The organism is Flavobacterium sp., from assembly GCF_043778725.1.
Taxonomy (GTDB): Bacteria; Bacteroidota; Bacteroidia; order Flavobacteriales; family Flavobacteriaceae; genus Flavobacterium.
In genome coordinates this window covers 1-8,828 of sequence record NZ_JAYWFT010000140.1, presented here as the reverse complement: position 1 = coordinate 8,828, position 8,828 = coordinate 1, and the positions used below count along the sequence as shown (strand labels likewise).

General features: G+C 28.6%; 10 protein-coding genes. All 10 read right to left on the bottom strand.

Translation table 11 applies throughout. The features are described from left to right. Positions 1-265: 265 nt before the first annotated feature. Complete coding sequence (locus ACH2CG_RS13435) at positions 266-478, bottom strand: hypothetical protein (protein WP_395066040.1); 213 nt, start codon at positions 476-478, stop codon at positions 266-268. Next, complete coding sequence (locus ACH2CG_RS13430; protein WP_395066038.1) at positions 468-1,187, bottom strand: IS4 family transposase; 720 nt, start codon at positions 1,185-1,187, stop codon at positions 468-470. The genes ACH2CG_RS13435 and ACH2CG_RS13430 overlap by 11 nt, the downstream gene beginning before the upstream one ends. A 25-nt stretch (positions 1,188-1,212) precedes the next feature. After that, positions 1,213-1,365 (bottom strand): DUF4372 domain-containing protein, encoded by a 153-nt coding sequence (locus tag ACH2CG_RS13425; RefSeq protein ID WP_395066042.1) that lies wholly within the window; start codon positions 1,363-1,365, stop codon positions 1,213-1,215. Positions 1,366-1,788: 423 nt separating this feature from the next. Beyond that, positions 1,789-2,223 (bottom strand): cysteine peptidase family C39 domain-containing protein, encoded by a 435-nt coding sequence (locus ACH2CG_RS13420; RefSeq protein WP_395066036.1) that lies wholly within the window; start codon positions 2,221-2,223, stop codon positions 1,789-1,791. Beyond that, positions 2,220-2,846 carry a response regulator transcription factor gene (locus ACH2CG_RS13415; protein ID WP_395066034.1) on the bottom strand — a complete coding sequence of 209 codons (627 nt, stop codon included), beginning with the start codon at positions 2,844-2,846 and terminating at the stop codon, positions 2,220-2,222. Before ACH2CG_RS13415 ends, ACH2CG_RS13420 begins: the two co-directional genes overlap by 4 nt. A gap of 111 nt (positions 2,847-2,957) precedes the next feature. After that, positions 2,958-3,329: a DUF4406 domain-containing protein gene (locus ACH2CG_RS13410; RefSeq protein ID WP_395066032.1), complete on the bottom strand. Its 372-nt coding sequence runs from the start codon at positions 3,327-3,329 to the stop codon at positions 2,958-2,960. Between the two features lie 694 nt (positions 3,330-4,023). Next, positions 4,024-4,386 (bottom strand): hypothetical protein, encoded by a 363-nt coding sequence (locus tag ACH2CG_RS13405; protein ID WP_395066030.1) that lies wholly within the window; start codon positions 4,384-4,386, stop codon positions 4,024-4,026. A 17-nt stretch (positions 4,387-4,403) separates the two neighbouring features. Next, the gene (locus ACH2CG_RS13400; protein WP_395066028.1) at positions 4,404-5,294 is read right to left on the bottom strand and encodes a hypothetical protein; all 891 of its coding nucleotides are present in this window, start codon (positions 5,292-5,294) and stop codon (positions 4,404-4,406) included. Between the two features lie 209 nt (positions 5,295-5,503). Continuing rightward, positions 5,504-8,233 (bottom strand): M4 family metallopeptidase, encoded by a 2,730-nt coding sequence (locus tag ACH2CG_RS13395; protein WP_395066026.1) that lies wholly within the window; start codon positions 8,231-8,233, stop codon positions 5,504-5,506. 310 nt (positions 8,234-8,543) lie between these two features. Continuing rightward, positions 8,544-8,828 (bottom strand): hypothetical protein (locus ACH2CG_RS13390; protein WP_395066024.1); only part of this gene is annotated, 285 nt, incomplete at its 5' end.

Here is an 8,828-nt window from a genome sequence, read left to right as displayed (position 1 = left end):
ACCGTACGATTCTATTGAAATGTAATAATTAGCAATTTTATTGATTGTAAATGAATATGTAAATTTAATTTTAAAATGTTTTTCAAAACAATATTCTAAACCATTAATGTCCGATAAAAATTAAAACAGACTGTTTTAATTTGTTATTCAGCTTTTTAATTTTTTAAATCTTTCGTTTCTCAAAACAAGGCACTAAAAAAATGATAATTGTTATATTTCAGTTTTTTTAACAATCCAGTCTTTTCTGGATTTTCTAAAAATTTCATCAACTGAATGTAATTGAAAAGATGAATTTTGCAAAACTTACTAAATTTGAGAATGCCCAACTTCTTTTTAATTTCTTTTTTATTACAGCTATTAATAAATTTACAATTAAAACGCAGTAAATCTGAATTTTAATGGCATTTTCATTATCTCCTAAAAAATAGCGCAATGGAAAATTTTGTTTAATTGCTTGAATAACAACTCTATTTGCCATCTTTTTTGTAAAATCCAGCAATTAAGTCAGCTCTTAAATCAAATAAATTGGTTAAAAATTCAAATTTGCGTTTATTTTCTCGATCATAAAAAGTTATTTTTCGCAACTTTAACTTACTTACTTCTTTGTCTTTTTTTACTTCAACTTCAATTATTTTATCGGTCAAAACACCGTTATGAATATGTTCGGGTATTTCTAAATCATCAATTTCTTGATGTAAAGCGTTGTCTTTTAATCGTGTTACAAAACCTGTTTTATGGTCTGTAAAATGCTGGAAAGCCTTGTAATCATTGTATCCTTTATCAAAAACATAAACTGTATTATCGTCACATTTTAATTTCTGTAAAAAGTTATGGTCGTGAGTTACCGCTGGACTAAACCATACTAAATTCGGAACTATTTCATCTGCATTTATAACCGTATGGACTTTAATTCCGCCCTTGCTTTTACCTTCTTTACTCTTGCGTCCAACACAACTTAAAATATCTTTAAACAAGCTAATTGTTGTACTATCAACTATTTTAACTTGTTTATTTACAACGTTTTCAATTCGGCTGTCCGATAAAACTGAACTATATTGATGTAATAATTTATTGTATACTTCTTCAAAAAAATCAACTTTTCTATTCTTATTTGCATCTGATAATGTGCTTCTTTTTGGAATGTGACCGAGCTGAAAACTTTCTGTTTTTCCAGATAATCCAAGCATTGCGACTGAAACTTCTTGTAATGAGTTACACTTTAAAAGAACAAAAAAGCATACTTATTAAATGATCTTTACTCTTAAATCGCTTTACATATCTATCAGAATCACAATTCTTAACAGATTCTCTTATCTTTTTATCATCAATTAAAGAAATCAGCTGTCCGAACTGCGAAGCAATCACGAAGTCCAAAGTTTAAATAAAAAATTGAGTAAAACAGATTTACTCGAAAAATAATTATTTTTGCCCATCGTTTTTTGTCTTTTGCAAAACCAAATTACGATTTTTATTGAGAAGCCATTTTTATGGCTTCTTTTTTATTTACTTTTATCGGACAACAATGATTCTAAACCAAATCTTTTTTAATAAATAATCATTTATTTTCATATTTACAAATTAAAGAAATTTACTGTTTAATTGATTTTATGTAATTTTTGCCATAAAGATTAGTCATTATCCATGCTATGTTTAAGTTAGGCCTTTTCTTTTTCATTTTAATTAACATAGAATAAAAGCTATTCATTTCCATTAAATATTTTGTGTCAATTAAATCATTTTTTTGAACTGGATGCTTTCTTTTAAAGAAATTTTTCATATGTTTTAAATTTAGACACTGACAAAAACCAAACATTTTTTATCCAACCATATAGATTTTAGACCAGCTATGGACGCGTAGTATGGATCGTTTATAGGGTCTATTATGTAAAAGCCATGTTGCTCAGTGTAACTATGGCAAACTACAAAATGATTTGTTGTCTTTAAACTTGCGATATTGATAACTATAGGTTGGTTGTATTCAATTATTGTTGGAATATCAACTTGTATGCATACTGCCCCAATAAGTCCGTAATTAGATATTATACAGTTTAATTCCTCCAATGAAGTTGATTGATAGTAATCCTCATCAATTATTTTCGTGAAATTAAACGCAACAATATGACCTTTATAGTGTTTTATTATTGACGTTAAAGATTCTATTCCTCCATCACATTTCTTTTTTCTTTTTTTAAAGACTAACTCTAAAAATTTATCACTTGTCATGTTGTTTGATTCAAAATTTTTATTTTTTCAAATAATTTTGCCATTTCAATAAGATTCTTAACTTTTGTTTTTTGAAATATTCTTTTTTTGTAAGTACTGATTGTTGTAAGAGCTAAGTTTTTTTTTTCAGAAATTGATGAAATAGTCTCTCCTTTAACTAACATTAAACCTACTTCTAATTCTCTAGATGATAATAATTTTTCAATGTTTTGCGAATTGTGTTTCTTTTTTACGCGTACAGATTTTTCTAGGATGCTATTTATTTGAAGTTTAAATTTGATTAATTTAATTATAGTTTTATTTGAATACGAGTTAAGAATAACCCCAATACAACCAGAGTTTATCAGTTTAAGCATTCTACTTTCAATATTTTTGGGTGAGAGTACAAAAATTTTTATATTTTTGTCAATTGATATGATTTTGGTTATCAAATCAAAATCAATTTTATTATTTGGTTTTATATCAATTATAACAGCATCAAAAAAAACTAAATTTATTTTAGATAGTAAGTCTGATTTTTTGATTTCAATAACATTACTGGATAAAATACCTTCGGAAATGATTGTATTTAAGCCCGACTTTAATATGTCGTTTTCTATAGCAATTATTATATTTATGTTCATTATATGATAATTATAAAATCAGACAAACTTTATGATGTTTAGAGAATTTAAATCTAAGAAGTACATCATATGCTTATTACCCAACTAAGAAACTGTTTGCCTGATTATAATTTAATTTGCGATTGTTTTTTTTCTTTTTATTCTTTCTTTTTTTATTCTTTCCGAACTTTCCGAACTTGTATCAATACTTCCGTTTATTATTGTTAAATTGAAGTCTAAAGCTAACTTAATCTCTAAGTTTTTAACATTTTTACCTAATTTAGTACATGGCATTATATATACTGCATTACACAACATTAAATCATTTATGTTTTTTCTTACGGCGACTTCATTTTTCACAGTGTTATCAATGAGTCTATTTATAGGATTGACAACATTGAACCCCATTTGTGTTAGATACATTTGGGCTATAAAAAATTTCGCTTCACAACTTAAATCAATTATTTTGGGTATTTGGCCAATAATGTAAATTTTTTTTCCCATGTATTGTTGCTTTTTTATGTTTAACTCAAAGATTTAAAGTGTTTTTTATTTAAAAACAGGCAAACTCTATGAAAACCCAAATCTACCTATGTAAATAATCTATTTTTAATAGTTTAAATTATATAGTTTTGTTTGCCTGATTTTTTATTATATTGAAACAGGTAGTCTTTCTATGAAAATTTTGTTCTAAAAAACTTGCTAATAATTACCTTTACCAAACACAAAAAAAAGCAAGTTTTAGTTTAGAACACAACTACCTGAATCTCAATATATTCAATGTTTTTTTAATTGTATATTATTTTTGTGCCACGTTATTTTTTGGAAACAGGTAGGTTATGTGTGAAAAATTCATTTCTATATCTAACTTATTCAAAATTTTACTAAAAAAAATAAGTATTAAGTAATAGGATGATCCTACCTGTTTTTTACTATTCTGTCATTTTGTTTTATTTTTAATTCTCTCAAATAAAAATCAGGTAAACTCTATGGATGTCTAAATCTACACTTAAAAAAAATCTTTATCAACCATAACTCCAATGAAAAAGCTTAGTTTACCTGATGACTTTATTGATACTAGATAGGTAATAATTTGTGAGAAACACATATTATAAAATTCTATTACTAACTTAATTTAAACAAAGGATGAAAAATTTAGAATTATACCTATCTGAATATCAAGATTGAATTTAGTTTGTTATTTTATATCAAATCCTACTGTTTTATTAAAAATTTCATTCATTATTTTAAATTTGTCTTTATCTTTATTGAATAACTTTACATTTTCAAGTTTCTTTAAATAATTTTTCATCACAATTGAATTAGTTGCTATATAAAGATCTTCTACGTTGTTCGAAATTTTTACTAACTCCGGTAAATCAAATTTTTCTTCTATGATTGCATATGCAGTTCTTATTGTCTCAAAATTTAATTCCCATACCTTTTCTTTTTCATCGCAAAATACTATGTCTTTACAATTACCGCAATAGTGCTTAACTAATTTGATAAAATGTTGTGTTTTGTCATAAATGAGAATATCATTATTGTTTTGTGAATACATTTTTATTCATTTCTTCTTTATATTTTATAATTGTACCTTTTAGAAAAATAGGATTCTAAATTATTATTTCCAATTTGATTTAATCCTGTAATTACATATTTAACAACCCATTCATTAGTTGCACTGTTCTTGCTAAATTGTTTTATTACCTCCTCAAACCCTTGCTTGTACTCTTCTTCATTTGCATCTCCATAATATTTTATTATGTAAGCTTGAACTATATTTTGATAAATTGGTGTATTTAATAATGATGGAACATCAGTTTGGAATCCCTTCCAGAATTTTTCTTTTGAAAAATCGAACAACCAAATAAGATTTGTTGCGTTTTGAACCATAGATGTCGACCATTTATTATAATTCTTTTTTATGTAATCTGATTTTAAATTTTTCAATTCTTGCACTTCTTTTTCATTAATCTCTTTCAAGTTCATCTTAGATATATTTTGAGATGGATTGTTTGGATTTATCGAAATTTCGATTTGATTTAAAACTGCAATTTTAAATCTTTCTTTTTGCATGTATTGGTACCAATCTATATTTATTTTCGAAGAGATTATTGTTGGAATATTGCTTCTTTTTGGATCGAAACTAAATTCAAAAGTATCTTCGGCACTATCAATGATTACATCAAAACTATATGCTGGTTTTTTACTTGAGGCATTGGGCCAACTGTTTATTACAATTTGATATACTCCATCTTCAATTTTTTCTAAGTTGTTAAAAACACATTTCCCTGACTTTACACTTGTTCTACCAACAACTTTTTCTCCATAGTTATACTGTCTTAGAACAACTGATGCTTCTTCATCTATATTCGAAAATGATCCTTTCAAAATTATGCTAGCATTAGCAAACGCAAAGGTTGTAATAAGTAAAAGAAATATGCTGTATTTAATTTTAAATTTCATTGCTATTAATTATCTAATACAAAAATATTAGATTAAAATAATATTGTTTTGCTTGTTAGCTACATGATATGTTAGATATAGATATTATTTAGCAAAAGGTTTATTGCGGCAATGTGTTTTTTGTTTAAATAAAAATTTAACCAAAAAAAGCAGGTTCAAATTGTTGAACCTGCTTTATAAATTGAAATAATGAACTAATTTATATCATTCTATTTTTTTATAAATTTTTTGGAAATAGTTTTTTGGCCATCGTTAACTTCGAGGATGTACAAACCAGGAACCATATCTGAAACGTTAATTTCTGCTTCTTTCAATTGGTCTGATTTTATAATTTGCCCTATTGTGTTATATATTTTATATGACACCTCACGATTATCTAAAATGGAGACTGTCAAACTATTTACTGCTGGATTAGGATGCATTTCAAAATCGTATTTTTTTTCTTCGGTTATCTCATTTCCAAAATCTGCAATGGTTGCGGTTGATGTGGTTCCAATATTAACTGTATAATCCTCAACTTCACCATAACTGAATGTTTCACAAGCTGATGATGTAGCATTATATTTCATAGAAACCCGCATTAGTGTTGTGCCTGATAATGCTGTTGAAGGCACGATAAATGATGTAATTAAATTTGAACTACTTGACGAAGATCTTGAAACTATCTGTTCTGTTGTTTCGAAGGTTCCGTTTTTGTTGAAATCTATCCAAACCTTCCAGAACTCTTTATATGGCGTGCCATTAAACCCAGCGCTATAAGTTATTAGATTTGTGCCATAAGGTAAATTAGCTATTAAATTTGTAAAGTTACCATATCCCATATTTCCTGCTGTTGTGTTGGTAACATTCCTAAGTGCTACATAATCTATAAATTCGTCTGTAACATTGTTTCCTTTCGATGAACAATATGTGACAACTGATGCTGTGGTGGTTACATTTACAGTATTGCTTTCCAATGAAATATTTCCTGCTGCATCTTTTGCTTTTACTGCGAAAGTAAATGTTGTTGCTGCTGTTAATCCTGAAACCTCATAAGTTATAACATTTGAGGTTGTTGATGCTATCAAAGTGTTTCCTTTATAAATATCATAACTTGTAATTCCAACATTATCTGTTGCTGCTGACCAAGATAGGTTAGTTGTAGTATTCGTGGTGCCTGAGGCTATTAAACTTGTTGGAGAACTTGGCGTTGTTGTGTCTGTAGTCATTGATGTATATGCTGCGCCAATTCCTACTGCATAAAATGCATTTGTAGTTGCAATTACTTCTGCAGCACCAGCACCATATATATCAATTGCTGCTTGGATACCTCCTGTACGAGCACTTGCATAAGTTGCGTTGGAAGAAAGATAATTTGATTCTAAACGGTATGCGATTTTAGATGCTTTTTCAATTGTTATTCCAGTTACATTAAAAACATTTCCTTTATCATTTGTTCCAGACTTCCCTATTGATAGAATATAAAACCAGTGATTTAAAACACCCGAATTATAATGCACGCCACCATTGTCTGCTGCTCCTGAATACCAACTAATCCCTTTATAAGTATCAGGCTGTCCTTCTATTTTTGGATTACTCATTGAGCGCAATGAAGCGTGTCCTGTTCTTTTTTCTATATCTTCACCAATTAACCAAGTCTGTTTGTTTGGTGCAGCATAATATTCTACACAAGCTGCCCAAATGTCTGAAAAGCCCTCATTCATAGCTCCAGATTCGTTTTGATACGTTAGGTTTGCAGTGTTTTCACAAACTGCATGACCAATTTCGTGTGCCGCAACATCTAATGAAGTAAGCATGTCAAAGCCACCAGTTCCCGTACCGTCACCATAAGTCATAACAGATCCGTTCCAAAAGGCATTGTTGTTGTCTGGATAACCAGCTGCTACAAGATTATAATGTACATAACTTCTAATTGCACCTCCTGAATTATTAAAACTATTTCTATTGTGTACATTTTTAAAATAATCATACGTTTTTTCTGCACCCCAGTGTGCATCTAAAGCGCCATTGTCTTTATTTAAATTGTTGAACTCTGTTGCGGTCCAATTGTTGTCTGCATCAGTAAAATTAGTTGATGGGTAAGATGCAGTCCTAGCGCTATTAAATGTTTGTACCCCGTTTCCCCTTGTTGGATCTGATAAGACATAAGATGAGCCATTTAATGTAGTTTCTAATGTTTGAGCTCCACTATATCTTAGAGCAGCATTAGCTAAAGCTAAACTTGTATTTTTTTTTTGATTGTCGAGGTTATTTTTTCCAGACAATCCTTTGCCGTTAGAATGCTCGCCCAAGTGTTTTATTGTTGCATTATAAAATAATGATTCACCCGTAATTGCATCAATATATATATCACCACGACTTATAGGAATAGTAGCATAGATGTCAAATTTGTAGGCTAGTTTTATTCCTTTAATTGAAGGAAGCAATACTAACTCTCCTTTTGGTTTTTGGTAGTTGATGGATTTTGCATCATCTGGGGTTTCCCATAAGTACTTTTGCGCACCGATAATTTTTTTTGCATTTATTAATGCTGCTTCCTCCGTAATTGACGGATTTGTATTTACATTTTCAATGTTGTAAAATTCACCGCTCATTGTTGCTACTTTCCCATTTTTTGAATGAAGCGTATAGGTAGCAAATTCTACTTTAATATCTTGATGAAATAATTGAAATTTTTCATGGATAAAGCCCAAATCATCGGTGTCGGTTTTAATTTTGGAGAAATTTTGGTTTTCTTTCAAGCCCAGTTGCTCTTTAAAGATGGCTTGGTAATCCGTTTTTTTGTATTTTGAATTTTCTTTGAATGAAACGAAATAAGGAGTTCCGTTAGCATTTCTTTCTCTACTGTTTACATTTTTGTCTGTTTCTTGAGCCATAGTTGACAGGGTAAACATTGAAATGACTGTCAGTGTGCCTAAGCTGCATAGTTTTTTTTTCATTTTTATTTGAATTTGGTAGGTTAATAAAAAATCGTTTGGGCAGGACGATTTATTTAATTTTATCAAAAATAGTGATATTAATTCTATTTATTGTGATTTTCATTGCGTTATTTTTGCATTTACGCAAAAAAAGAAAGTTTAAGTAAATATATTATATCTAAATATTTGAAAATAAAACATTTGTTAAATATGTAAGTTTATTTCTTGAGTTACTTTATTGACAGTTTTCAGGTTATTTGTTATTAAACAAAAAAAGCACAACTTTTAAATTGTGCTTTTCGAGATATAATTTCGAGTGTATTTTTAACTTTTAGTCAATGGTAGATTGAAATACCTGAATTGATGTTAAGTTATGATTACTTATAAAATAAATCGAATAGGTAAAGGCAGTATCATTATTTGTAACGTTAGCCATCACTTTCAGGCCTCTAAGTGATCCTTGATTAGGATAATCACGGCTAAATTTATCAGAAACCTCAAAATTTCTTAAACCACTTGTAACTCCAGCTTGTGTGTAATATCTAGTTGCACCTCCATAATTAGATGGGATTACATGACCAAAATATAAATTCCATCTAACTAAATGCGCTGTATC